Genomic DNA, 24,313 nt, shown 5'->3' with positions numbered 1-24,313 from the left:
CATGATCAGCGAGAAGGCCCCCACCGGCAAGGACGAGACGCTCGTCTGGCTCAAGCGCATCTCGGGCGACCTCGCCACCGCGACGATCAACCGTCTGGAGCAGACGCTGCCGTGGTACGCCGAGATGCCCCCGGCCCGCCGCTCGGCGGTCGGGCTGGTCGCCCAGGCGGGGATCACCTCGTTCATCCAGTGGTACGAGGATCCGAACTCGACGCCGTGGATCGCCTCGGACATCTTCGCCGCCGCCCCCCGCGAACTGCTGCGCAGCGTCAGCCTCACCCAGACGCTGCAGCTGATCCGGGTCACCGTCGAGGTCACCGAGGAGAAGGTCGCCGGGCGCGGCGAGCACTTGCGCGAGGCGATCCTGCTCTATTCGCGCGAGGTCGCGTTCGCGGCCGCCGACGTCTACGCGCGCGCGGCCGAGGCCCGGGGCCTGTGGGACGCGCGTCTGGAGGCGCTCGTGGTCGACTCGATCCTCACCGGCGAGACCGACGAGGAACTGCCCAGCCGCATCGCCGCCCTCGGGTGGCACGGCCACGGCGAGGTCGCGGTGCTCGTGGGCACTACTCCCCCGCAGTTCGACGTCGACCAGCTGCGCCGCACCGCCCGCAAGCTGGGCGTCGACGTGCTCATCGGGGTGCAGGGCTCGCGCCTCGTGCTCGTGCTCGGCCGCGCCCACCCACCGGGGCGGCAGGACGAGACGATCGAGGCGATGCCGTTCGTGCAGATCGTGCAGCACCTCGAACCGGGGTTCGGCACCGGCCACCTCGTGCTCGGACCCACGGTGCCCGCCCTCGTCGACGCCGGCCAGAGCGCGCGGGCCGCACTCGCCGGCTTCGCCGTCGCCCGATCGTGGCGGCACGCGCCGCGTCCCGTCGAGGCCGACGATCTGCTGCCCGAGCGCGCCCTGGCCGGCGACCCGCTGGCCAAGCAGACCCTGGTCGAGAAGGTCTACCGGCCCCTGCAGGCGCACAGCACGGATCTGGTCACCACGCTCTGGAGCTACCTCGACAACGGCCGGTCGCTCGAGGCGACGGCGCGCGAGCTGTTCGTCCACCCGAACACCGTGCGCTACCGGCTCAAGCGCGTGTCGGACGTCATCGGATGGGATGCCACGGGCCCGCGCGAGGCGCTGATCCTGCAGACGGCGCTGATCCTCGGAGCCATCGGGACGGACGCCACGCGCCGCCGGAACCCCTCCGCGCGTCGCCCACGATGAGCCGATCTGTGCCTCGCGCACAAACGAATCGGTCATTGTTGTGTCGCGTCCGCCAGTTGGACGTCCTCGGTTTTGGCAGGATGGGAAGGTGATCATCGCCGTCTTCCCCGGCCAGGGCTCGCAGACGCCCGGCTTCCTCGCTCCGTGGCTCGAGTTCGAGGGTGCCCGCGAGCGCCTCGAGCAGTACTCCGACCAGGCTCAGGTCGACCTCGTCGCGGCCGGCACCGAGTGGGACGCCGAGCGCATCCGCGACACCAAGGTGGCCCAGCCGCTGATCGTCGCGGCGAGCCTGCTCTCGTACGCCGCGCTGACCGAGCGCTCCGGCACCCGCCCGCAGGGCGTGGCGGGGCACTCGGTGGGCGAGCTGGCCGCCCTGGCCGCCGCCGGAGTGGTCTCGGACGACGAGGCGCTGCGGCTGGTCGGCATCCGCGGGCGGGCGATGGCGGATGCCGCGACGGCGGCGCAGACCGGGATGAGCGCCGTCCTCGGCGGCGACGAGCAGACCGTGCTCGACACGCTCGACCGCCTCTCGCTCACCCCCGCGAACTTCAACGGCGGCGGCCAGATCGTGGCCGCCGGCGCATTGGGAGACCTCGCCGAGCTCGCCGCGACGCCGCCGCACGGTACGCGCGTCATGCCGCTGAAGGTCGCGGGAGCCTTCCACACCGCCTACATGGCGCCGGCCGTCGACACGCTGCGCGCCGCTGCGGTGGGGGTCGAGGCATCCGATCCCGACCTCACCCTGTGGACGAACCACGACGGAACCGTCGTCGGCGGAGGGCGGCAGGCTGTCGACACTATGGTGGCGCAGATCGCCTCGCCCGTGCGGTGGGACCGCTGCATGGCCTCGTTCGCCGAGCACGACGTGACCGGCATCATCGAACTGGCTCCGGCCGGCACCCTGGTCGGGCTCGCCAAGCGCGCCCTGCGCGGCGTGCCGAGCGTGGCCGTGAAGACCCCCGACGACCTCGCGGCGGCAGCCGCCCTGCTGACCGGAGAAGCCGCATGAGCATCACACTGAAACAGCCCACGGGACCCGCCTACACCCGCATCTACGCGTACGGCGCAGCGCGCGGCGAGAACCTCGTCCCGAACGAGGACATCATCGGCCCGATCGACTCGAGCGACGAGTGGATCCGCCAGCGCACCGGGGTGGTCACGCGCGTGCGCGCCAAAGCCGACACGGATGCGATCGATCTGGCCACCCAGGCTGCGCGTGAGGCGGTCGAGCGCTCGGGCGTCGCGCCGGACCAGATCGACGCGGTCATCATCGCCACGATCAGCAACCCCAAGCAGACGCCGTCGGTGTCGGCGATCGTCGCCGACCGCATCGGCGCGACCCCCGCCGCCGCCTACGATCTGAACGCCGCGTGCGCCGGGTTCGCCTACGGCATCGCCCAGGCGGACGCCCTGATCCGCAGCGGTGCGGCGCACTACGCGGTCGTGGCCGGCGCCGAGAAGCTCAGCGACATCATCGACCCGACCGACCGCAGCATCTCGTTCCTGCTCGGCGACGGCGCCGGCGCCGCCGTGGTCGGCCCGAGCGACACGCCGGGCATCGGCCCGACGGTGTGGGGCTCGGACGGATCGAAGTCCGACCTGGTCGCGATGAACGCCACCCTCACCGAGTTCCGCGACGGCAAGGCGCCGTGGCCAACGATCCGCCAAGAAGGCCCCCGCGTGTTCCGCTGGGCGGTGTGGGAGATGGTCAAGGTCGCCCGCCGTGCCCTGGACGAGGCCGGGGTGAGCCCCGACGACCTCACCGCGTTCATCCCGCACCAGGCGAACATGCGCATCGTCGACGAGTTCGCCAAACAGCTGAAGCTGCCGGCCTCGGTCATCATCGCGAACGACATCGAGACCACGGGCAACACGTCCGCGGCATCCATCCCCCTGGCCGCGCACCGACTGCTCGCCGAGCACCCCGAAGCATCGGGCGGGCTCGCGCTGCAGATCGGGTTCGGAGCCGGTCTCGTATACGGCGCCCAGGTGGTCGTCCTCCCCTGACCGGGAGCGCACCGACCCTAGAATTGTCCACGGCCCTCGCACAAGGCCGGTGGGCCCCGACTGTGAACACCACAAAAAAGGAGCAGGAAATGGCATTCACGAACGAAGAGGTCCTCGCCGGCCTTGCCGAGCTGATCACCGACGAGACCGGCATCTCGGCCGACGAGGTCGCCCTCGAGAAGTCGTTCACCGACGACCTGGACATCGACTCGATCTCGATGATGACGATCGTCGTCAACGCCGAGGAGAAGTTCGGCGTGACCATTCCCGACGACGAGGTGAAGAACCTCAAGACCGTCGGCGACGCCGTCACCTACATCACGTCGAACCAGGCGTGACGCCTTCCGGTGGGGGCGTCGTGCCCCCACCGGCTCACCACACCCCGAGGATTCCCACATGAGCACGTCCCGCATCGTCGTCACCGGCATCGGCGCCTCGTCGCCCCTGGGGGGCACCGCGCCCGAGAGCTGGTCCGCCCTGCTGAACGGTGTCAGCGGCACCCACACCCTCGAGCACGAGTGGGTCCAGAAGTACCAGCTGCCCGTCACGTTCGCCGCCGAGGGCGCAGTCCGCCCCGAGACCGTGCTGGAGCGCCCGGTCGCCAAGCGGCTCGACCCGGCGTCGCAGTTCGCACTGGTCGCCGCGATGGAGGCGTGGGCGGACGCCGGCGCTCCGGAGGTCCCGTCCGACCGCCTCGGCGTCGACTTCGCGACCGGCATCGGCGGGGTGTGGACGCTGTTGGATGCCTGGGACACCCTGCGCGAGAAGGGTCCGCGTCGCGTCATGCCGATGACGGTGCCGATGCTGATGCCCAACGCCGCCGCCGGCAACCTGTCGCTGCACTTCGGCGCCCGTGCATTCGCCCGCACGGTCGCCAGCGCCTGCGCGTCGAGCACGGAGTCGATCGTGAACGCGTTCGAGCACCTGCGCGACGGCCTCGCCGACGTCGTGATCGCCGGCGGGACCGAGTCGGCGATCCATCCGATCACGATGGCCGCATTCGCGTCGATGCAGGCGCTGTCACGGCGCAACGACGACCCCGAGCACGCCTCGCGCCCCGCGAGCGCGGACCGCGACGGGTTCGTGATGGGCGAGGGCGCCGCCGCGCTCGTGCTCGAGACCGAAGAGCACGCCAAGGCGCGCGGCGCGAAGATCTACGCGGTCGTCGCCGGCGGCGGAGTGACCGCCGACTCGTACCACATCACCGCGAACGACCCCGACGGGCACGGTGCCGCACGCGCCGTGCGGCTCGCGCTCGAGGCGGCGGGGGCGTCGCCCGACGACGTGACGCACATCAACGCGCACGCCACGTCGACCCCGGTCGGCGACCCCAACGAGTACCAGGCCCTCAAGCAGGTCTTCGGCGATCGCCTGGACGAGATCCCGGTCTCGGCGACGAAGGCCTCGACCGGGCACCTGCTGGGCGGTACCGGCGCCCTGGAGGCCGTGTTCACGATCATGGCCCTGAAGGAGCGTCAGGCGCCCCCGACGATCAACCTCACGACCCAGGATCCCGAGGTGCCGTTCCGCCTCTCCGGCTCGCCGATGGCGCTCGGCGAAGGCGCGCAGCTCGCGATCAGCAACTCGTTCGGCTTCGGCGGGCACAACGCGGTGGTGGCCTTCTCCACCCCCTGAGTCCATAGCCGTCAGCCTGGACAGCACACGGCGCCCCGCTGGATCTCCAGCGGGGCGCCGTGCATGTGTCTCGGGCGGGTGATTCGCGGTCCCAGCCTCCGGGAAGTGCGGCCTCCGACGGCCGGTAGTGGCGCCTCTTCCCGCCCGAAGTCCTCGCGTCGGGTCAGCCCACCTTGTGCAGCCAGACGACGGGCGCATCGTCGGACGCGTGGCGGAACGGCTCGAGTTCTTCATCCCAGGCGGCGCCCAGGGCCACCTGCAGCTCGCGCTCGAGCTCGAACACGTCGCCGGCGGCGACCTCCATCGCGTAGCGCAGGCGGTCCTCGCCGATCACGACGTTGCCGGCCGCGTCGGTCTGCGCGTAGTGGATGCCCAGGCCTGGGGTGTGCATCCAGCGACCGCCGTCGCTGCGCGCCGACGGGTCCTCGGTCACCTCGAAGCGCAGGTGCTCCCAGCCACGGATGGCGGTGGCCAGCGCGGCGCCCGTGCCGGCCGGTCCCTCCCAGTAGAACTCCGCGCGCCGAGCTCCTGCGAGCACGGGCTGATCGGCCCACTCGAAGCTCGTCGCACGCCCGAGCGCGCGTCCGACCGCCCATTCGAGGTGCGGGCACAACGCGCGTGGCGCGGAGTGGATAAGAATCACTCCACGCGCCTGTGTCGTCGCCATGGTCTCTCCGTTTCGTCAGGTGCGTCTTCCCCTACGACCTGACCGGATTAGGCCCCGGCGGCTTGCTGTTCGGTTGTCTGCGCCTATTATGGCCGGTGCACGTCGTAATCACAAGCCTGTGATTCCCGTGTCGCCCGGGCTGCGGCATCCCCACGAAGAAGGGGCTCCCGGTGCGACGCCAGGAGCCCCTCGAGATCGGTCAGCGTGTCACGCCTCGCTCATGGCGCGGACCTCGGCCTGGCCCTTCGCGGCGTAGTAGGCGGCGCGGGCGGCGTCCTTGCGGGCCTGCTCGGCGTAGCCGGCGTCGAGGATCGCCTGATCGACAGCGACGCTCTCGACGTGGTTGCGGCCGTTGTACTTCTCGATGTACGCGTCCAGTTCGGGACCGCTGGTCCACGAGGTGATGAGGTTGTAGCGCGGCTCCGAGCCCAGGTGCGTGGTCGCGTGCCACAGGCGCTGCGTGTCGATGATCAGCTGGGCGCCGGCGGGCAGCGCGATGCGCACCTCGCCCTGCGGGTCGGTGCGGTTCTCACGCAGGACGAAGAAGCTGTCCTTGTCGTCTGTGAGGTTGAAGAAGCCGCGGACGACCCAGCCGGTGCCGTCGGGGTTCAGACGGTTGTTGTCGTCCTGGTGCAGGTTGTACAGGCAGTCGCCGTAGGGCGTCGGCTGAAGCTCGATGATGCGGCAGCGGCCGACGTTCGCGCCCGGCTCCTGCGCGCGACGGGTGAGGTTCGGCGCCTTGGCGATCTGCGATTCGATCCACACGCCGTCCTTGTCGGTGCGCGGCGGCTTGTGGTTCCAGAACCCGTTGCACTCGATGTCGCCCTTGGCGCTGGCCAGCGGCGCGAAGCGCGTGTCGCCCGACGACTTCCAGTCGACGTACTCGACGTCGAGCCACTCCTTGGGGTCCAGCTCCTGGTTGTAGCTGTCGAGGACGACGTAACCGGTCTCCTCGAGAGCAGCCGACTTGATGTAACCCATGATGTGAATCATGACCTTTCGTAGGGGGCCAGCACGTTTTAACAGGCCCGACTTAGGCAAGCCTACCTCCGGCCCCTGACCGCTCCCCGGGCGGCCGCGCCGTGAATAACCGCCGCACGACCGCGCCGCTCGGGCGGCGTCCGGACGCCCGCCTAGAGTAGATCGGGGGCTGCTGCGCGCCCCGTGCCGGCGACCGGAAGAGTGATGACAGCTATGGGCAGTGCCACCAACGTCGACGCCACCGCGGTGAACACCATCGCGTGGCTCTCGCAGCCGCAGACCACGATCGTGGTCCCGGTGTATCAGCGGCAGTACCGCTGGGACATCGGCGGGTGCGAGCAGCTGCTGGCCGACGTGCGGGCGGTCGCCGACACCGACGAGCGCACGATGCACTTCATCGGCTCGATTCTGTCGGCCGCGGCCCGGCCGGCGTCCGCGGAGCTCGTGCTGATCGACGGCCAGCAGCGGGTGACGACGCTGATGCTGCTGATCGCGGCGCTGCACCACACCGTGCGCGAGACCGATCCGGCGCTGGCCGCCGAGCTCTCACGGGTCCTCGCGCGCGGGGACGACCCCGAGCGCACGAAGCTGCGCCCGCACCGCGAATGGGCCGACGTCTTCGAGGACGTCGTGCTCGACCGGCGCCCGGCCGACCACGATCGCATCGAGTCGCGGTTCGACGACAACTACGCGTTCTTCCGCAGCCAGGTGGGCCCCGAGGACGTGCAGCGCGTGTGGCGCGGCATCCAGAAGCTCGAGCACGTGTCGATCACCCTGCGATCCGGCGCGAACGCGCAGCAGATCTTCGAGAGCCTGAACTCGACGGGCGAGCCGTTGCGCGACCACGAGCTCATCCACAACTACATCCTGATGGGGCTCTCGCACGCCCAGCAGACGCAGGTCGAAGACGAGTTCTGGCTGCCCATCGAGCGGGCCACCGGCGAGCAGATCGCGGGGTTCTGGCGCCACTACCTGATCATGACGACCGGGCGCGAGGTCACCGTGGCCGGCGAGCGGGGCGTGTACGACGCGTTCCGCACCCAGGTGCCGCGCGTCGACTTCGCCACGCTGCGCGAGCGCGCCGCCGAGTGGCGCGCACACGCCGAGGTTTACCGCGTGCTGCTGGATCCGGCGCAGGAACAGGATGCCGATATCTCGCGCCAGCTCACCTACGTGAACACGTTCGGCCGCGGCATGTACCCCCTCGTGATGCGCGCGTACCGGCAGTGGACACAGGGGCTGCTCGACCGGGCCGGGCTCATCGCGGTGCTCGAGCACGTGCAGGCGCTGCTGCTGCGCCGCGAGATCGTCGGCATCGCGAACGACCGGCTCGTCGCGCGGCTGTGCCGGGCGGGCGAGGCCGGGCCCGACGCTCTGCTGCACGCCCTCTCGCGCATCACGCCGTCGGACGAGAGGGTGCGCGTGGCCCTCAAATACGGCGACCTGCCGCACGCCGCCTATGTGTTGGGCCGCCTCGCGGGCGCCGACAGCCCGGTGGGCTTGGATGTCGAGCAGGTCTTCCCCCTGGCGCCCTCGGACGACTGGACCGGCGACGGCGCGCGAGCGTGGAAGGACCTCTCCGACGACGAGCAGAACAGCTATCGCGCCCTGGCGCAGTCGCTCGGCAACCTGACGCTGATCGAGCAGCCGCTCGCGGAGCGCGCCTTCGGAGCTTCGTTCCCCGACAAGCGGTCGATCTACGCGAAGAGCGCCATCGCGCTCACCCAGGACGTCGCACGGGCGGATGCCTGGACAACGGCGGCGATCGCGGCGCGCACCGCCGCCCTCACCGACGCGCTGCTGGGCGTCTGGAAGCGGCCGCTGACCACGCTGATCGACGACGACGGTCTCACTCCCGTGCTCGACGCCAAGCGGCGTCGCGGCTGGCCGCGCGGCTGGGAGCGCGAGTTCGCCTATGTCGAGTACCGCGGCGAGCACTGGGAGGTGTACGACGTCAAGCACCTGTTCAACCGGGTGTTCCGGCGGCTGTGGGCCGACGCCCGCGAGGACGTGGTGGCGTACAGCGCACGCCGGGGCGGGCCGATCTTTCCCGCGAAGGCGTGGAACGGGCACTGGGACGACCTCGACGACGCCAACTTCCTCTACATGGGCTGGGACTCCAAGTACATGCTCACTGCCGTCCAGGGCGTGCTCGACGAGGCGGGCCTGGCCCCCGAGGTGTTCCTGAAATACTCGTACATCGGGGCGGCCATGTAGGGCCTGGCGGTCATCATAGGGAGCGTCGCCCGAGACGACAATCCCCTCCGACTCGGCGCCCGTCCGCCTCTAGCGTTTCGACCACACCGAGACATCGAGTCGAAGGAGTGGACATGGCCCAGGTCACCGCGAGTGTGGACGTCGACGTGCCCGTCGACGTCGCGTACAACCAGTGGACGCAGTTCGAGGATCTCCCCCGGTTCCTCAGTTTCGTCGAATCCATCCGGCAGGTGGACGACACGCTCACCCGTTGGAGGGTGAAGATCGGCAGCGCCGAGCGGGAGTTCGATGCCCGCATCACGGAACAGCATCCCGACGAGCGCATCGCGTGGCGCAGCGTCGGGGGCGAGGAGGACCAGGGCGGAGTCGTCACCTTCCACCGGCTCTCCGGCGAGACCACGAGGGTCACGATCCAGCTGGACTGGGAGCCGGAGGGATTTGTAGAGAGCGCGGGTGCCATGATGGGCATGGACGACCACGCCATCAAGAAGGACCTCCATGACTTCAAGGAGTACATCGAGAGCCGGGGCACCGAGACCGGGGCCTGGCGCGGCGACGTCGAGACCTGATCGTCCGGTGGCCGACGCCGACCGCCGAGCCGGAGAGACCATGCGACTGGGGTACACCGCACAGCAGGTGCGTGACGCGGAGGCACCGCATCTGGCGACGGGCGAGCCGTTGATGGACCGGGCGGCGGCCGGGCTCGCCGACGCCGTCCGGGACGTGCTCGGTGGACGACGACGCGTGCTGCTGCTGGTCGGGTCGGGCAACAACGGCGGGGACGCGCTGTTCGCGGGTGCGGCGTTGGCAGGTGAGGGATGCCGGGTCTCGGCCGTCGAGGTCGGCTCGCGCACCCACCAGGCCGGGCTCACCGCCGCGCTTGCAGCGGGCGTCTCGATCCTCGCGGCGGCGGACGCCGTCGGCGCGGCACGCAACGCGGACGTCGTGGTGGACGGCATCCTCGGCACCGGCGCCAGCGCGAGTCCCGCGCTGCGCGGAGACGCGCGGGACGTGGTCGCGGCCATCCTGCCGCAGCTGGGCCGCGCGGACTCCCCGGCCGTCGTGGCGGTCGACATCCCCAGCGGCATCCATCCCGATGACGGAACCGTCCCCGACCCCACGGTCCTCCCTGCCGACGTCACGGTCACGTTCGGCGGGTACAAGGCGGGGCTGCTGCAGGGCGAGGGCGCGCGGCTGGCGGGCGACGTGCGACTGGTGACCATCGGCATCGAAGACGATCTCGCGCGGCTCCCACCCGCGGTGCGGATCGCCTGATCGAGGGCCGGCAGGCTCAGAGCTGCTTGCGCATCTGCTGCGTGACCACCACATAGCCGGACGTCGCGTACAGCGAGACGGCCGCGGTGTTGCGACCGAAGACGTTCAGCTCGAGGGCGGATGCCCCGGCCGTCCGCGTCGCGTCCTCGACCGCCTGCAGCAGCGCACGGCCATAGCCCGAACCCCGCCTGCCCTCGACCACCTCGATGTCGTAGAGGAAGGCGACGCCCGGCGCGCCACGCGGGTGATCCAACGCCACCCAGGCCCGGCCGACGGTCTCGCCCGCGGCGTCCAACGCCTGCAGCAGCAGCATCCGTGCCGTCGCCAGCCCGTCGGGCAGCAGCCGCGCGTTCTCTTCGCGCGCCTGCTGCACCGCCCCGTCGGCAGCCCAGCGCCCGGCGGCGACCTGCTCGGCCGCGTAGTCCTGCGCGATCGTGGCCTGCCAGTGCTCGAACTCGCCGGGCGTCATCGCCCGCACCATGACGTCAACCATGACGCCATGCTGGCACATGGCGACGATGCACCGCGGCCACAGCGGGTCCGGTCGTAGGGCGGGTGGGACTTGAACCCACGATCGTCGGGTTATGAGCCCGCTGCCTTCACCAGCTTGGCCACCGCCCCCTGCGGCTTAGAGCCTATCGTGCCCGCTCCAGCGCTCGCGCGCCCACCGCTCACGCCTCGGGCTTGCCGCTCGAGGTGCCGTGGCTGCCTCGCCGGAACGGCAGTTCCTGGCTGTCGCTGATCACCTGCGGGTGGTTGCGTGCCAGTGAGAACACGCCGTAGACGGCCACGGCGCCGGCGAGGCCGAAGCCGAGGAACGCCCACACGTTGGCGGTCTCGGCCTCTTTCAGCACCGTCAGGCCGATGATCACGGCGACCATCGGGTCGACCACGGTGAGTCCCGCGACGACGAGGTCGGGGGGACCCACGGAGTACGCCGTCTGCACGAAATAGGCGCCGAGCCCGACGGCGGCCAGCAGGCCCACGACGCACAGCACGGTGAGCCAGTCGAACATGCCGGCCTGGATGCGGTTGATCACGATCTTCGCGAGCGTGGCCACGAAGCCGTACAGCACGCCCGACGCGATGATGTAGAACAGCGCGTGCGCCCGCTGACGCGCGAGCAGCCAGGTCGTCGCCAGCCCGATGAGCACGACGACGAGCATGCCGATGACGATGAGCAGTTGGGCGTCGGTGACCGGCGTCTCGGTCGCGACGAACGCGGCGATCGTCACGAACACGAAGATTCCGCCGACGCACGCGATGATCGCCCGCACCGACTGCCTGGTGGGCATGTGTCCGCTCACGCGGGCGTGCAGCAGCGTCGTGATCACCAGCGAGACAGCGCCCAGCGGCTGCACAAGGATCAGCGGCGCGAACGCCAGTGCCGACAGCTGGCAGACGATCGCAAGGCCCAGCATGAGCGTGCCGACCACCCACGAGGGCCGGCGCAGCAGACTCAGCATCTGCCTGCCGGTCAGGCCGGAGCTGCCGCTGCTGGCGGTCAGGTGCTCGACCTTGGTCACACCGCGGTGCTGGTACTGCGCGCCGAACGACAGGAACACGGCGCCCAGCAGCGCGAGCGGGATGCCGATGAGGATCGCGGGGTCGCGGAAGACGCCGACCAGATGATCGGTCACGTCGTTCAGCGGCAGACCTGTCGCAATCACCCTTCGACATTACCGGCGGTGTCACCTGGGTAGGCTGAAGACGTGGCCATTCTGCCGATCCGCATCATGGGCGACCCCGTCCTGCACTCCCCCGCCGCCGAGGTCGGCGAGATCACCGACGAGATCCGTCAGCTTGTCGCAGACATGTACGAGACGATGGATGCCGCGCCCGGCGTAGGACTGGCAGCCCCGCAGGTCGGCGTCCCGCTGCGGCTGTACATCTACACGTATCAGAACGACGACGGCGAGCCCTGGCGCGGTGTCGTGATCAACCCGGTGCTGTGGATGAAGCCGACCGAGCCTGGCTCGCCCGATCCTGACGAGGAGTCGGAGGGATGCCTGTCGTTCCCCGGCGAGCGGTTCCCGCTCCGCCGCTCGGAGGAGGTGCTCGTGACCGGCATCGACATCGACGGCGAGCCTGTGCGCATCCAGGTCGACGGCTGGCGCGCCCGCATCATGCAGCACGAGTTCGACCACCTGGACGGCGTGCTCTACATCGACCGCATCAGCGACGGGGACTGGAAGACCTCGCAGAAGATCGCTCGCAAGCGCGGATGGGGCCGCCCCGGCCAGGCATGGACGCCCGGCGTCGACGACCTCGACGCGTGAGGCGCGTCAGCGCTTGCGCGGCTTGTCCTGGGCCGACCGCGGCGGGTCGACCGTGACATCCAGCCGCTCCTGACCGTCCAGCGACGACCACCGCCCCCGCGTGCCTTTGGCCGCGTGCGACGAGCCGCGCACGGCGCGCTCGTCCGCCCAGCTGTTCAAGCGATGCCCGGCGTGCCCGCGCACGTGCTCGAGGACGATGTCGGGCAGCCCGTGCTCGCGCCGGGCGTCGCGCTCGGCGATGAGCTCCTTCAGGATCTCGACGTTCTTGGTGGGCGCGCCGGTGCTCGTCTTCCAGCCGCGGCGGGCATGGGCATCCATCCACGCCGAGTACGTGTCGATCGCGTACTTGGAATCGGCCTGCACGGTCAGGTTCTTCACGTCGCGGTGGTCTCGGATCGCATTGAGCAGTCCGAGAAGCTCGCCGATGTTGTTCGTCCCCTGCGGGACAGATCCTGCGGCCCAGTGGCCGTCCTCGCCGACCCATGCCCAGCCTGCGGGGCCGGGGTTGCCCGAGCATGCGCCGTCGGTGGCGACCGTGTAACTGTCGATGATGCTGGTCCTTCTGTCGTGAATCGGCCGCAGACGAGCCTATCGTCGGACGGACCGCGCGGACCACCGCACCCCGGGCCGACGTCAGGCCTTCAGGACCGACAGCACGTTGCCGGCGGGATCGCGGAACCAGGCGATGTCGGGGCCGCGGTCGCCACCGCGGGCGATGCCCTTCTCGTCGGTTCCGAAGTCCGGCTCGTGATAGATCTTCGTCACAACCCCGTGCGCGTTCAGCTCGTCGACGGCGGCGTCGACATCGTCGACGGGGAAGTTCAGGATCGTGAAGCTCGCCGGGGCGTGATCCGCCTTGGAGTACACGAGCACGCGAGCGCCCGAGGCGAGCCTGAGCTCGAGGAAGCCCATGGCGTTCTCGACGACGTCGAGGCCAAGGGTCTCGCCGTAGAAGGTCTTCGCGGCAGCGGCGTCGTCGACGCTGAAGCCGCTGAAGGCGTTGTCAGGAGTGAATGCAGCCATGGATCCAGCATCCTCGCCCGCGTCCCGGCCGTCCAGAGGCCCGGGACCGGTATGACCGTGGACACGAGAAAAGCCCCGAGGTGGAGCTCGGGGCTTTCGCTCCCCCACTTGGACTCGAACCAAGAACCTATCGGTTAACAGCCGATTGCTCTGCCAATTGAGCTATGGAGGAATGTGCGCCGCGTTCCCGCTGGCAACCACACCATCGTAGCAAACTTCTCGGGCGGCTCACGACGCCAGCAGGCGTCTGTCGTTGCCTGCTCCGGGCGACCAGACCACATCGTCCAGGCCCCGTCCGGACGCCACCACGTGACCCGCGCGCAGCACCAGGACACCCGCTTCCAACGCGGCCACGGCGTCCTTGTCGTTGCCGATCAGCAGTGCCGACATGCCGTAGCCCTCGCGGCGCCGGCGAACCGCGGACAGCGCAGCCCCGCGTGCCTCGACATCGAGATTGGCCAGCAGGTCGTCGGCGATCAGCACGCGCGGATCGAGCATGAGCGCCCGCGCGAGCGCCACCCGCTGGCGCATGCCGGCGCTCAGTTCGTACGGGAACTTCGTCGCCGTGCCCAGGGGAAGCTTCAACTCGTCCAGCAGATGCGCGGTGCGCATCGCCACGGCGCGCTTGTCGACGCGGTGGTCGCGGCTCGTCACCGGCGAACCCACGATCTCGTCGACCGTGAGCCGGTTCGGCAGCCCGGCCCCCGCCCCCTGCGCCAGGTACCCGACGTGATACGTCAGCGCTCGGTGCGCGCGGCCTGCGCGACGCACCGGGATGCCCTCCACGGATGCGTCGCCACCGACGATCATCAGGCCGGTCGTGTCGGCGCCGGCCAGCACCGCCGCGAGGCTGGACTTGCCGCTGCCGGTCGGCCCGAGAACGGCGAGGGTGCGGCCACGCTCCAGCGCGAAGTCGACGCCGTCCACGACCCGCGCCGCGCCCGAGCCCCGGCCGCTCCCCCGCGCCACGGACAGGTCGGTGCAGCGGATGGCGACATCGGCGTCGCGGCGTCGTGACATCCCCTCATCCTGCCGGGTGCGGGACGCCTGCGCCACTCGCCACGGCGACGGCTACGATTCCGTCACCAGGCGCTGGCGCTCGGCGTCGAGCTCGCGCAGTTCGAGGCGCACCGCCCGGCCCTGCTCGGATTCGGCCGGGACGCGCTGGATCGCGCCGAGCAGCTCGCGCTTGCGCGCGTCGATCGAACGGGTCACCAGTCGCCGTGCCAGATCCTGCGCCGACACCGTCGCGTGATCGTCGTCGCGCGCCGGGAACGGGCCGGTCAGCAGCTCTGCGGCCAGCGACCGGTACGGCTCACGGACGGCCGAGACGGCGTCGGCCGCCCACCCGGTGCGGCTGAGGTCGGTGACGGCGGCGACGCTCTGGCGCACCGCTTCGAGTGCGGGGTGCTGCAGCGGCAGGTCGAGTGCGCGGCGCCGCAGGTCGGGGTCGATGCGATGCCCGTACTGCAGGAAGCCCATCATCGCGTCGCGCTCGAGCGCGACCTCGCCCGACCGCGGCAGAGTCGCCAGGGTGACGCGCAGCTCGGGCGCGGGGAGGGATGCCTCGGCCGCCGCATCCGTGGTCCGCGGGGCCGCGGCATCCCTCTCGTTCTTCCGGTCCGCGCGCGCGGCCGCGGCCACGGCCCCGTGCACCTCACCGGTGTCCATGCCGAGCCGGCGTGCCAGCACCCGTTCGTATTCTCGGCGGAGAATGTCATCGCGCAGTTCGGCGACGATCGGCGCGGCGGCGCGCAGGCCGCCGATCCGGCCCTCGACGGTGCCGAGGTCGTAGCCCGCCAGGCGCTGGTCGATCACGAACTCGAACATGGGCGCCTTGGCGTCCATGAGCGCGCGCACCGCTCCGTCGCCGCGCTGCAGGCGCAGGTCGCAGGGGTCCAGCCCGCCGGGGGCGACGGCCACGAAGCTCTGCGCCTTGATCCCCCGGGTCGAGGCGAACGCGCGCACGGCGGCCTTCTGACCGGCGGCGTCGGGATCGAAGGTGAAGACCACCTCAGCGGCCGCGTCATCGCCGATCACCCGGCGCAGGATCCCCATGTGGTCGGCGCCGAACGCGGTGCCGCAGGTGGCCACGGCCGTGGTCACACCGGCGAGATGGCACGCCATCACGTCGGTGTAGCCCTCGACGACGACGACGCGGCGCGGATCGCCCCGGGCGATGTCGCGCTTGGCGAGGTCGAGCCCGTAGAGCACGTTCGTCTTCTTGTAGAGCGCGGTCTCGGGCGTGTTGAGGTACTTCGGGCCGTTGTCGTCGTCGAACAGGCGCCGGGCGCCGAATCCCAGGGTCTGCCCGGTGATGTCGCGGATCGGCCAGATCACGCGTCCGCGGAACCGGTCGTACACGCCGCGCTGGCCCTGCGAGACCAGGCCCGCGTTCACGAGCTCATCGCGCGTGAAGCCCTGCCGGGTCAGCTCGTCGAGCAGCCCTGACCAGCCCTTCGGCGCGTACCCGACGCCGAAGTGCGCGGCGGCGCCCGCGTCGAACCCGCGCTGGCCCAGGAACCGGCGCCCGGCATCGGCCTCGGGCGTCATCAGCTGCGTGCGAAACCACTCCGCCGCCGCCGCGTTCGCCGCGAACAGGCGGGTGCGGCCGGAGGTCTCGGGGACGGCGCCGCCTTCTTCGTAGTGCAGCGTGTAGCCGACGCGCGCGGCGAGCCGCTCGACCGCCTCGGTGAAGGTCAGGTGGTCCATCTGGCGCAGGAACGTGTAGACGTCGCCCGACTCGCCGCACCCGAAGCAGTGGTAGAAGCCGACCTGCGGGCGCACGTTGAAGCTCGGACTGCGCTCGTCGTGGAACGGGCACAAGCCCTTCAGCGACCCGATGCCGGCCGGTTTGAGGGCGACGCGCTCTCCGATCACGTCGGCGATGTTGACGCGGGTCTTGACCTCGTCGATGTCGGCCTGCGTGATCCGCCCGGCCATCAGCGGCGCTCCGGTTCGCGGGCGGCGGGGACCCAGACGCCGAGGGATGCCGCGTCCACAGCGCCGACCAGTCGCCCGTGCCACGCGATGGCCGCCTGGTCGGTGAGGCTCGCGACCTGGTCGACGATCACGCGTCGGGCCGCGGCATCCGTCCCCGCGGCGGCGAAGTCGCCGGCGAAGACGGGCGAGAGCTCCTCGGGCCGCTCCCACAGCGCGTCGGCGAGCCGTTTGAGCACGCGACGCTGCTCCTTGTACAGCGTCTTGCGGCCCTCGATCGAGACGACGAACGCGCCGATGATGCCCTTGAGCACGGCCATCTCGGCCTCGACGATGCGGGGAACGACCACGTGGGCACGATATCGGGTGAGCACGGGACCCGCATAGGCGTCGCGGGTGGCCGCGGTCGCGGCCCGGGCGAACCGGCCGATCAGGTCGCTGGTCAGGTTCTTCAGCCGCGCGAGCGCGGGACGTGTGCCGTCGAAGTCGGTCAGCCATTCGCCGAGGCCGGTCAGGCGGTACAGCGCGTCCTCGAGCTCGTCGCGTCGGAAGTCGAAGCCGACCCAGGCCTGGATCGCATCCAGCAGTCCCTCGTGCTCCCCCGGCGCGCGCAACCGCGCGGGGTCTAGGTAGCCGTTGACGATCGCATCCTCGAAGTCGTGCACGGAATAGGCGATGTCGTCGGAGAGGTCCATCGCCTCGGCCTCGATGCACCGCACTCGCCCGGGGGCGTCGGCGCGCATCCACGCGAAGATCTCTTCGTCTTCCTGGTACACGCCGAACTTCATGCGACCGCCGGCGTCGGGCATGGGCCGGTCGGCCGTCCACGGGTACTTGCACGTGGCGTCCAGGCTCGCACGGGTGAGGTTCAGCCCGTAGCTCGTGCCGTCGGGCCCCAGCACCTTCGGCTCGAGCCGGGTCACGATCCGCAGCGTCTGCGCGTTGCCCTCGAAGCCGCCGATGTTCTCGGCCCAGTCGTTGAGCGCCCGCTCGCCATTGTGCCCGAACGGCGGGTGCCCGAGGTCGTGGTTCAGGCACGCCGTGTCGACGACGTCGGGCGACAGGCGCAGCGCGGTCGCAAGCTCCCGCCCGACCTGCGCGACCTCGAGCGAGTGGGTGAGCCGGTTGCGGGCGAAGTCCGCGGGCGAGGCGGGACTGAGCACCTGGGTCTTGGCGGCGAGCCGCCGCAGTGCGGCCGAGTGCAGCACGCGTGCGCGGTCGCGCGCGAAGTCGTCGCGCTGCGAGCGATGCCGTTCCCCGAAGAACCGTGCGGCATCCGCCTCGTCGTATCCGCTCGGTCGGCCCGGGGCGACCCCGACCGCGGACGCGCCCTCAGCCGCCACTCGTGTCGGCCTCCGACTCGGTCAGCGTGGCGGCGTACGTCCCGATCTCGCGGGAGTCCAGCCAGCCCTCCGGCAGCACGGTGCGCTTGGGCGTGCCGGCCCGCCCGCGCTGCCCCTCGGCGGCCTCGCCCGGGTACGGCGCGTCGAGGTCCATCTCGCCGAGCAGGTCCCCGATCTCGTCGAGGGAGGATGCCGTGGCCAGCCGCGCGCGCAGCTCGCCGCCGACGGGGTAGCCCTTGAAGTACCAGGCGACATGCTTGCGGATGTCGCGGCAACCGCGATCCTCGTCGTCGAAGAACTCGACGAGCAGCTCGGCATGACGGCGGAAGGCGCGGGCGACGAACGCGAGGGTCGCGTCCACGGGCGCGCCCGATGCCGCGCCGGGCCGGCCGAGCTCGCGGGCGAGGTCGCCGAACAGCCACGGGCGGCCGAGGCATCCACGCCCCACCACGACGCCGTCGCAGCCGGTCTCGGCCATCATCCGCCGGGCGTCGGCGGCGGCCCAGATGTCGCCGTTGCCGAGCACCGGGATGCTCGTCACGGCGTCTTTGAGGGTCGCGATCGCCGACCAGTCGGCGTGGCCGGAGTAGAACTGCGACGCCGTGCGCGCGTGCAGCGCGATCGCCGAGACCCCGGCGTCCTCGGCGATGCGCGCCGCCTCGAGGTAGGTCAGATGGTCGTCGTCGATGCCTTTGCGCATCTTGACGGTGACCGGCACGGGGCCCGCGGCCCGTACGGCGCGGGTGACGATGTCGCGGAACAGGTCGAGCTTCCACGGCAGGGCCGAGCCGCCGCCCTTGCGAGTGACCTTGGGCACCGGGCAGCCGAAGTTCATGTCGATGTGGTCGGCGCGGTTCTCGGCCACGAGCATCGCGACCGCATCGGCGACGGTCGCGGGATCGACGCCATACAGCTGGATCGAGCGCAGCGACTCGGACTCGTGATGCGTGATCAGGCGCATCGTGGTGGCGTTGCGCTCGACGAGCGCGCGCGTCGTGATCATCTCGCTGACGTACAGCCCGGCACCGTACTCACGGCACAGGCGCCGGAACGCGGTGTTCGTGATGCCGGCCATGGGCGCCAGCACGACCGGCGCATCGAGCTCGATCGGGCCGATGCGCAGGGTCTGGGCGGGAGCGGTCAGGGCGGTCACCCGTCCATTCTCCCAGAAGCGCGACCCCGCGCGCCGAGGCGGACGTAGCCTGGGGATTGTGAGCGAGCAGACTGCCCAGAACCTCCGCGACATCCCCTTCACCGCCGCCGACGGCTCGGCCGCCTCGCTGGGCGATTACGGCGACAAGCTGCTGCTGGTGGTCAACGTCGCCTCGAAATGCGGCCTCACTCCGCAGTACGAGCAGCTCGAGCAGCTGCAGCGCACGTATGAGGATCGCGGGTTCACCGTGCTCGGGTTCCCGTGCAACCAGTTCATGGGCCAGGAGCCCGGCTCGATGGAGGAGATCCTCGCCTTCTGCTCGGACAGCTACGGCGTGACGTTCCCGGTGTTCGAGAAGATCAAGGTCAACGGCAAGAACGCCGCCCCGCTGTACAAGGCGCTGAAGAAGGCGAAGGATGCCGAGGGCAAGCACGGCCCGGTCCTCTGGAACTTCGAGAAGTTCGTGCTCACGCCGGCCGGCGAAGTGCATCGGTTCCGTCCGCAGGTGCGCCCCGACGACCCGGCGATCGTGTCGGTGATCGAGGCGAACCTGCCTTCGCATTCACCGGAATAGACCGCACCCGCGCTCGGTTGTCGCTGTTGTGACAGAACCCATCACCATCGACGTCTGGTCCGACATCGCCTGCCCCTGGTGCTACATCGGCAAGCGCAATCTCGAGAAGGGGCTGGCCGAGGCATCCACCGCCGACGACGCGCCCGACGTGAAGGTGGTGTTCCACTCGTTCGAGCTCTCGCCCGACACGCCCGTCGACTTCGACGGCGACGAGCTCGACTACCTCGCCGGGCACAAGGGCATGCCCCGCGAACGGGTGCGCGAGATGCTCGATCATGTGACGGGGGTCGCGGCGGACGCGGGGCTCGAGTACCGCTTCGACATGCTGCAGCACACCAACACCGTCAAGGCGCACGAGCTGCTGCACTTCGCCAAGGCAGAGGGCCGCCAGCACGAGATGGCCGAGCGGCTCATGGCCGCCTACTTCACCGAGGGCCGGCACGTCGGCCGCGTCGACGATCTCGTCGACCTCGCCGCCGAGGTGGGGCTGGACGCCGATTCCGCCCGCGACGCACTGGAATCGAACCGGTACCTCGCGGACGTGCGCGCCGACCAGGCGCAGGCCTCCGCCTACGGCATCAACGGCGTGCCGTTCTTCGTGATCGACGGCAAGTACGGCGTCAGCGGCGCGCAGCCGCCCGAAGCCTTCGCGCAGATCACCCGCCAGGTCTGGGACGAGCACCGCACGGCGGCGCCGCGGGCCTGACGGCGACGGGCGTGTGATTACAGCGCCGTGTCGGGCGCGTCGACCGCGCCGCCGAAGCGCCGGTCGCGGCCGAGGTACAGGTCGATCGCGTGCCACAGGTCGGCACGGGTGAAGTCCGGCCACAGCGTGTCGAGGAACACGAACTCGGCGTACGCCGACTCCCAGAGCAGGAAGTTCGAGGTGCGCTGCTCGCCCGAGGACCGCACGAACAGGTCGACGTCGGGCATGTCGGCGATGTACAGCCGCCGGCGGATGAGCTTCTCGGTCACCGCGGACGGCCGCAGCCGGCCCGCAGCGACGTCGGCGGCGATCGTGCGCATCGCGTCGACGAGCTCGACGCGGCCACCGTAGTTCACGCACATCGTGAGGGTCAGCACGTCGTTGCCGCTCGTGAGCCGCTCGGCGTACTGCAGCTCTTTGATCACCGAGCCCCACAGCCGCGGCTTGCGCCCGGCCCAGCGGATGCGCACGCCCCACTCGTTGAGCTGGTCGCGCCGGCGGTGCAGCACCTCGCGGTTGAACCCCATGAGGAAGCGCACCTCGTCGGGCGAGCGCGCCCAGTTCTCGGTCGAGAACGCATACACCGAGAGGTGCTTCACGCCCGCCTGGATCGCGCCGGCCACCACGTCCAGCAGCGCCGCCTCGCCGGCACGGTGCCCCTCGATGCGGGTCAGACCCCGGCGGTTGGCCCACCGGCCGTTGCCGTCCATCACGATCGCCACGTGAGCGGGAGCGGCGCCCTTGGGCCATTCCGGCGGGTACACGCCCGTCCAATCGACGGGGCGGTAGGCGACGGCGTCCTTGTGCGTGTAGGGCTTGGGCGTCACAGGTGCGCTTCCTCCGGCGGAACCGGTTCGTTCAGTATGTGCTGCAGTGCGCGGATGCCGCGCTCCAGATGCCACTGGGCATAGGCGGCCACCAGCCCCGAGGCGGCGGCGGTCGACGCCGGAGACGCGGCATCCACCACGTCCCACTCCCCCGCGATCAGCGCCTGCAGCAGGTGCGCGGTGGTCAGGTCGACGCGGGCCGATCCCGCCGGCGCGCAGTCGCGGCAGACGATGCCGCCCAGCTGTGCGACGAACGCGTCGTGCGGTCCAGGCAGTCCGCATCGCGCGCAGTCGTCGAGCCCGGGAGCCCAGCCCGACATCGCCATCGCGCGCAACAGGTACGAGTCGAGGATGCTGCGGGCCGCGTGATCGCCGCGCGCGAGCGAGCGCAGCCCCCCGACCAGCAGCAGGTACTGCTGCGGCGTGGCCTCGGCCTCGTTGAGCCGGTCGGCGGTCTCGACCATGGCGCTGGCGGCGGTGTAGCGGTCGTAGTGCGCCGCGATCTGCGCACCGTAGGCGCCGAGCGAGTCGGCCTGCTGCACGATGTCGAGGTTGCGGCCCGCGTAGAACTGGGCGTCGGCGACCATGAACGGCTCCAGGCGCGCGCCGAACCGCGACGACGTGCGCCGCACGCCCTTCGCGACTGCCCGGATCTTGCCGTGGCGCCTGCTCAGGCACGTGACGATGCGGTCGGCCTCACCCAGTTTGTGGGTGCGCAGGACCACGACCTCGTCACGATAAGTGGGCACTCGTTCATTATCGCGGCATGCGACGACAATAGACGGGTGACCGACGCGATCTTCGTCATCCCCCTCTGGGCGGACCTCACGGCCGTGGCCCTCGGCGGCCTGCAGGGTGCCATGTTCGCCGCCGGATTCCGGGGCCAGCGCCGCCTGGACTTCCTGGGTGTGGCGATCATCGGAATCATGGTCGGGATGGGCGGCGGTCTCATCCGCGACCTGCTGCTGGGGCTGACCCCGGCGACCCTGCAGAGCAACTGGTATCTGCTCACGGCGACCGCCGCGTCACTGGTCGGCATGCTGCTGGCGGCGCCCCTGGCCAAGGTGAACGGCGTCATCGTCGGGCTCGACGCGCTGGTGATCGCACTGTTCGGCGCGTTCGGCACGAGCAAGGCCCTCGCGCTCGGGCTCCCCCTCGTGCCCGCCGTGTTCGTCGGCGCGTGCGCGGCGGTGGGCGGCAGCGTGCTGCGCGACATCCTGGTGGGGCTTCCGGTGGCGATCATGCACGTCGGGTCGCTGTACGCGGTCGCCGCGGCGGCAGGATGCCTCGTCCTGGCCCTGCTGCACGCGTTCGGGGTCTCGATCGTCGTGGCGGCGATCGTCGGCATCGTCGTGACCACTGTGATCCGGCTGCTGGCTGTGATCTTCGACGTGTCGCTGCCCGAGCAGCGCATGCTGCACCGCCGCAAGGTGGCGGTCGAGACCAGCGCGATCGCGATCATCAAGTCCGACGAGGTGTGACACCGGCCAAGCCTCGTGCCGAGGATGCACCTGACCGCGCAGTGAGCAGGAAGTGCCCACGTCCTCGGCGGTCGGATGCACCCTCGCGGGCGCGCGGGGCCCAGGCGCCGGTCACACCCCGGCGAGCTGGGGAACCACGGTCCGGGACCGGATCGACCGGTTGACACCCGACACGATCGCCTTCAGCGACGCGGTCGAGATGTCGCCGTCGATGCCGACGCCCCACAGCCGCTGCCCGTCGACCTGCAGCTCGACGTAGGCGGCGGCCTGCGCATCCCCGCCCGAGCTGAGTGCGTGCTCGACGTAGTCGTACACCGTGACGTCGATGCCCTCGGCGCGCAGCACCTCGAGGAACGCGGCGACGGGGCCGTTGCCGGATGCCTGGGCTCGAACGTCCGCGTCGCCGTCGCGCATCGTGACATCCAGCGTCACGTCGCCGGTCATGTCGCTCGAGGTGCGGGTGCTCAGCAGCTCGAACCGGCCCCAGCGGGCGTCGGCGTCGTCAGTCGGCAGGTACTCGTCGGTGAACACCGACCAGATCTGGGCGCTCGTGATCTCGCCGCCCTCGGCGTCGGTCTTGGCCTGCACGACCCCCGAGAACTCGATCTGCAGGCGGCGTGGCAGGTCCAGCGCGTGGTCGCTCTTCAGCAGGTACGCCACCCCGCCCTTGCCCGACTGGGAGTTGACGCGGATGACCGCCTCGTACGAGCGGCCCAGATCCTTCGGGTCGACCGGCAGGTACGGCACGGCCCATTCGATCTCGTCGACGGTGACCCCGGCCGCGGCGGCACGGGCATCCATCGCCTCGAAGCCCTTCTTGATCGCGTCCTGATGCGATCCGCTGAACGCGGTGAAGACCAGGTCGCCGCCCCAGGGGCTGCGCTCGGGCACCGGCAGCTGGTTGCAGTGCTCGACCGTGCGCTTGATCTGGTCGATGTCGCTGAAGTCGATCTGCGGGTCGATCCCCTGCGTGAACAGATTCACGCCGAGCGTGACCAGATCGACGTTGCCGGTGCGCTCGCCGTTGCCGAACAGGCAGCCCTCGATGCGATCGGCGCCGGCCATGTAGCCGAGCTCGGCGGCGGCGACCGCGGTGCCGCGGTCGTTGTGGGGGTGCAGCGACAGGATGACGTTCTCGCGGTGGTTCAGGTGCCGGTTCATCCACTCGATCGAGTCGGCGTACACGTTGGGCGTGGCCATCTCGACGGTCGCGGGCAGGTTGATGATGACCTTGCGCTCGGGCGTCGGCTCGAAGATCTCGAGCACCTGATTGCAGATGTCGGCGGCGAACTCCAACTCGGTGCCGGTGTAGCTCTCGGGCGAGTACTCGTAGTACACGGTCGTCTCGGGCACGCGCTTCTCGAACTCACGGCACAGCCGTGCCCCCTCGAGCGCGATGTCGACGATGCCCTGCTTGTCGGTGCGGAACACGACCTCGCGCTGCAGGACGCTGGTCGAGTTGTACAGGTGCACGATGGCCTGCTTGGCGCCGGCGATCGCCTCGTACGTGCGCTCGATCAGGTGCGCGCGGGACTGCGTCAGCACCTGGATCGTCACGTCGCCGGGGATCAGGTCCTCGTCGATCAGCTGACGCACGAAGTCGAAGTCGGTCTGGCTGGCGCTGGGGAACCCGACCTCGATCTCCTTGTAGCCCATGCGCACGAGCAGATCGAACATGATCCGCTTGCGCTCAGGACTCATCGGGTCGATGAGCGCCTGGTTGCCGTCGCGCAGGTCGACAGCGCACCAGCGCGGCGCCGTGGTGATGTGCGCGGACGGCCACGTGCGATCGGGCATGTCGACATGGATCTGCTCGTGGAACGGCCGATACTTGTGGATCGGCATCGTCGAGGGCTTCTGGTTGTTCTGCATGGTCCGGCTTTTCTCTCGTCAGGATGGCGGGCCAACGACAAGCTCCGCGACGAGGAAGGCCCTAGAACGAGGACTCGCCGCGGCAGCTAAGGAGAAGCACGAAGCCTGCACGCA

25 protein-coding genes and 2 tRNA genes are annotated in these 24,313 nt (G+C 70.4%); 12 read left to right on the top strand and 15 right to left on the bottom strand.

Annotated elements, in window-relative coordinates; all coding sequences use genetic code 11:
• Position 1: 1 nt before the first annotated feature.
• The 5 genes from AC3RX0_RS05340 (at position 2) to AC3RX0_RS05320 (ending at position 4,861) form a co-directional block, all read left to right on the top strand.
• The gene (locus AC3RX0_RS05340) at positions 2–1,219 is read left to right on the top strand and encodes a PucR family transcriptional regulator (RefSeq protein WP_491504885.1); all 1,218 of its coding nucleotides are present in this window, start codon (positions 2–4) and stop codon (positions 1,217–1,219) included.
• Positions 1,220–1,307: 88 nt separating this feature from the next.
• Entirely contained in the window at positions 1,308–2,228 is a 921-nt protein-coding gene (locus tag AC3RX0_RS05335; protein WP_491504884.1) for an ACP S-malonyltransferase, read from the top strand.
• On the top strand, positions 2,225–3,226 hold the full coding sequence (locus AC3RX0_RS05330; protein WP_491504883.1) for a beta-ketoacyl-ACP synthase III: 1,002 nt from the start codon (positions 2,225–2,227) through the stop codon (positions 3,224–3,226). The genes AC3RX0_RS05335 and AC3RX0_RS05330 overlap by 4 nt, the downstream gene beginning before the upstream one ends.
• Positions 3,227–3,315: 89 nt before the next feature.
• On the top strand, positions 3,316–3,564 hold the full coding sequence (locus AC3RX0_RS05325; RefSeq protein WP_491504882.1) for an acyl carrier protein: 249 nt from the start codon (positions 3,316–3,318) through the stop codon (positions 3,562–3,564).
• A gap of 58 nt (positions 3,565–3,622) precedes the next feature.
• Positions 3,623–4,861 carry a beta-ketoacyl-[acyl-carrier-protein] synthase family protein gene (locus tag AC3RX0_RS05320; protein ID WP_491504881.1) on the top strand — a complete coding sequence of 413 codons (1,239 nt, stop codon included), beginning with the start codon at positions 3,623–3,625 and terminating at the stop codon, positions 4,859–4,861.
• A gap of 163 nt (positions 4,862–5,024) precedes the next feature.
• On the opposite strand, the gene AC3RX0_RS05315 is transcribed toward AC3RX0_RS05320, so the two are convergent.
• The gene (locus AC3RX0_RS05315) at positions 5,025–5,528 is read right to left on the bottom strand and encodes a DUF3145 domain-containing protein (protein ID WP_491504880.1); all 504 of its coding nucleotides are present in this window, start codon (positions 5,526–5,528) and stop codon (positions 5,025–5,027) included.
• 207 nt (positions 5,529–5,735) lie between these two features.
• Positions 5,736–6,509, bottom strand: coding sequence for a hypothetical protein (locus AC3RX0_RS05310; RefSeq protein WP_491504879.1), 774 nt, complete (start codon positions 6,507–6,509; stop codon positions 5,736–5,738).
• Positions 6,510–6,722: 213 nt separating this feature from the next.
• Here AC3RX0_RS05310 and AC3RX0_RS05305 point away from each other — a divergent pair, with 213 nt between their 5' ends.
• The 3 genes from AC3RX0_RS05305 to AC3RX0_RS05295 all read left to right on the top strand — a co-directional run bounded on the left by AC3RX0_RS05305 (position 6,723) and on the right by AC3RX0_RS05295 (position 10,001).
• Positions 6,723–8,726 carry a GmrSD restriction endonuclease domain-containing protein gene (locus AC3RX0_RS05305; RefSeq protein WP_491504878.1) on the top strand — a complete coding sequence of 668 codons (2,004 nt, stop codon included), beginning with the start codon at positions 6,723–6,725 and terminating at the stop codon, positions 8,724–8,726.
• 113 nt (positions 8,727–8,839) lie between these two features.
• Positions 8,840–9,295, top strand: a complete 456-nt coding sequence (locus AC3RX0_RS05300) for an SRPBCC family protein (protein WP_491504877.1) — start codon at positions 8,840–8,842, stop codon at positions 9,293–9,295.
• Between the two features lie 7 nt (positions 9,296–9,302).
• A complete protein-coding gene (locus tag AC3RX0_RS05295) occupies positions 9,303–10,001 on the top strand; it encodes an NAD(P)H-hydrate epimerase (protein WP_491504876.1) in 699 nt (232 codons plus the stop codon).
• 16 nt (positions 10,002–10,017) lie between these two features.
• Here the strand turns inward: AC3RX0_RS05295 and AC3RX0_RS05290 are convergent, their stop codons facing one another.
• From AC3RX0_RS05290 to AC3RX0_RS05280, 3 genes are all read right to left on the bottom strand, one after another.
• Entirely contained in the window at positions 10,018–10,494 is a 477-nt protein-coding gene (locus AC3RX0_RS05290) for a GNAT family N-acetyltransferase (protein ID WP_491504875.1), read from the bottom strand.
• A 54-nt stretch (positions 10,495–10,548) separates the two neighbouring features.
• Positions 10,549–10,622 (bottom strand) — tRNA-Ile (locus AC3RX0_RS05285).
• A gap of 50 nt (positions 10,623–10,672) precedes the next feature.
• A complete protein-coding gene (locus AC3RX0_RS05280; protein WP_491504874.1) occupies positions 10,673–11,671 on the bottom strand; it encodes a DMT family transporter in 999 nt (332 codons plus the stop codon).
• A 42-nt stretch (positions 11,672–11,713) separates the two neighbouring features.
• Here AC3RX0_RS05280 and def point away from each other — a divergent pair, with 42 nt between their 5' ends.
• On the top strand, positions 11,714–12,280 hold the full coding sequence (gene def, locus AC3RX0_RS05275) for a peptide deformylase (RefSeq protein WP_491504873.1): 567 nt from the start codon (positions 11,714–11,716) through the stop codon (positions 12,278–12,280).
• Positions 12,281–12,286: 6 nt separating this feature from the next.
• Here the strand turns inward: def and AC3RX0_RS05270 are convergent, their stop codons facing one another.
• From AC3RX0_RS05270 to dusB, 7 genes are all read right to left on the bottom strand, one after another.
• Positions 12,287–12,853 (bottom strand): ribonuclease H family protein, encoded by a 567-nt coding sequence (locus AC3RX0_RS05270; protein ID WP_491505389.1) that lies wholly within the window; start codon positions 12,851–12,853, stop codon positions 12,287–12,289.
• Positions 12,854–12,913: 60 nt separating this feature from the next.
• Positions 12,914–13,303 carry a VOC family protein gene (locus AC3RX0_RS05265; RefSeq protein WP_491504872.1) on the bottom strand — a complete coding sequence of 130 codons (390 nt, stop codon included), beginning with the start codon at positions 13,301–13,303 and terminating at the stop codon, positions 12,914–12,916.
• 99 nt (positions 13,304–13,402) lie between these two features.
• A tRNA-Asn gene (locus AC3RX0_RS05260) sits at positions 13,403–13,475 on the bottom strand.
• Between the two features lie 56 nt (positions 13,476–13,531).
• The gene (locus AC3RX0_RS05255) at positions 13,532–14,323 is read right to left on the bottom strand and encodes an ATP-binding cassette domain-containing protein (protein ID WP_491504871.1); all 792 of its coding nucleotides are present in this window, start codon (positions 14,321–14,323) and stop codon (positions 13,532–13,534) included.
• A 51-nt stretch (positions 14,324–14,374) separates the two neighbouring features.
• Positions 14,375–16,246 carry a DNA primase gene (gene dnaG, locus AC3RX0_RS05250; protein WP_491504870.1) on the bottom strand — a complete coding sequence of 624 codons (1,872 nt, stop codon included), beginning with the start codon at positions 16,244–16,246 and terminating at the stop codon, positions 14,375–14,377.
• Entirely contained in the window at positions 16,246–17,586 is a 1,341-nt protein-coding gene (locus tag AC3RX0_RS05245) for a deoxyguanosinetriphosphate triphosphohydrolase (RefSeq protein WP_491504869.1), read from the bottom strand. Before AC3RX0_RS05245 ends, dnaG begins: the two co-directional genes overlap by 1 nt.
• Positions 17,576–18,739: a tRNA dihydrouridine synthase DusB gene (dusB, locus tag AC3RX0_RS05240; RefSeq protein ID WP_491504868.1), complete on the bottom strand. Its 1,164-nt coding sequence runs from the start codon at positions 18,737–18,739 to the stop codon at positions 17,576–17,578. Before dusB ends, AC3RX0_RS05245 begins: the two co-directional genes overlap by 11 nt.
• 58 nt (positions 18,740–18,797) lie before the next feature.
• Here dusB and AC3RX0_RS05235 point away from each other — a divergent pair, with 58 nt between their 5' ends.
• Positions 18,798–19,313, top strand: a complete 516-nt coding sequence (locus AC3RX0_RS05235) for a glutathione peroxidase (protein WP_491504867.1) — start codon at positions 18,798–18,800, stop codon at positions 19,311–19,313.
• 28 nt (positions 19,314–19,341) lie between these two features.
• Positions 19,342–20,019, top strand: coding sequence for a DsbA family oxidoreductase (locus AC3RX0_RS05230; protein ID WP_491504866.1), 678 nt, complete (start codon positions 19,342–19,344; stop codon positions 20,017–20,019).
• Between the two features lie 17 nt (positions 20,020–20,036).
• Here the strand turns inward: AC3RX0_RS05230 and AC3RX0_RS05225 are convergent, their stop codons facing one another.
• Together AC3RX0_RS05225 and recO are read right to left on the bottom strand one after the other, a co-directional pair.
• Positions 20,037–20,846 (bottom strand): isoprenyl transferase, encoded by an 810-nt coding sequence (locus AC3RX0_RS05225; protein WP_491504865.1) that lies wholly within the window; start codon positions 20,844–20,846, stop codon positions 20,037–20,039.
• Entirely contained in the window at positions 20,843–21,595 is a 753-nt protein-coding gene (recO, locus tag AC3RX0_RS05220) for a DNA repair protein RecO (protein ID WP_491504864.1), read from the bottom strand. The genes AC3RX0_RS05225 and recO overlap by 4 nt, the downstream gene beginning before the upstream one ends.
• 36 nt (positions 21,596–21,631) lie before the next feature.
• Between recO and AC3RX0_RS05215 the strand changes: the two genes are divergently transcribed.
• Positions 21,632–22,327: a trimeric intracellular cation channel family protein gene (locus AC3RX0_RS05215; protein WP_491504863.1), complete on the top strand. Its 696-nt coding sequence runs from the start codon at positions 21,632–21,634 to the stop codon at positions 22,325–22,327.
• Positions 22,328–22,438: 111 nt separating this feature from the next.
• On the opposite strand, the gene leuA is transcribed toward AC3RX0_RS05215, so the two are convergent.
• Complete coding sequence (gene leuA, locus AC3RX0_RS05210; protein ID WP_491504862.1) at positions 22,439–24,199, bottom strand: 2-isopropylmalate synthase; 1,761 nt, start codon at positions 24,197–24,199, stop codon at positions 22,439–22,441.
• Positions 24,200–24,313 lie beyond the last annotated feature (114 nt).

This window comes from Microbacterium sp. W1-4-2, from assembly GCF_058349885.2.
Note: the sequence above shows the minus strand (reverse complement) of the source record. Positions and strands in the feature narration are given on the sequence as shown.